This window comes from Mesorhizobium sp. M8A.F.Ca.ET.181.01.1.1, from assembly GCF_004792025.1.
In the GTDB taxonomy this organism is placed as follows: Bacteria; Pseudomonadota; Alphaproteobacteria; order Rhizobiales; family Rhizobiaceae; genus Mesorhizobium.
Window position 1 is genome coordinate 1 of record NZ_SRTV01000295.1, and the last position, 289, is coordinate 289.

Annotated in this window: 1 protein-coding gene; it reads right to left on the reverse strand. The window is 59.9% G+C overall.

Annotated features, from left to right (window positions below; genetic code table 11):
- On the reverse strand, positions 1-258 hold a 258-nt coding region (locus tag EN824_RS34670; RefSeq protein WP_245521093.1), incomplete at its 3' end, for an ATP-binding protein.
- Positions 259-289 lie beyond the last annotated feature (31 nt).

Sequence of the window (289 nt, forward strand, 5' to 3'; positions counted from 1 at the left end):
CAGGCGATCGAAGTCGATCTCGAGACCATGCCACTCCGCATCGCCGGCCTGGGTCGTACACACTTCAGTGGTCAGACCTAATCGTGCGGTTGCAATGTTGAACCCCATTCCGAAAAGACCGAGATTGTCGGTTGGGTTGTTGCCCGACCAACCCGCCTTCACGGCTTTGTCGAGGTTCCCGGACGTCATTCCCGGCACGTTGTCGACGATCTGAACGACGGCCTCCTCTCGGTCAGCTTCCGGAAGGGTGATCTGCACGACGGGATCGTCTACACCCTCGCCACGTCGC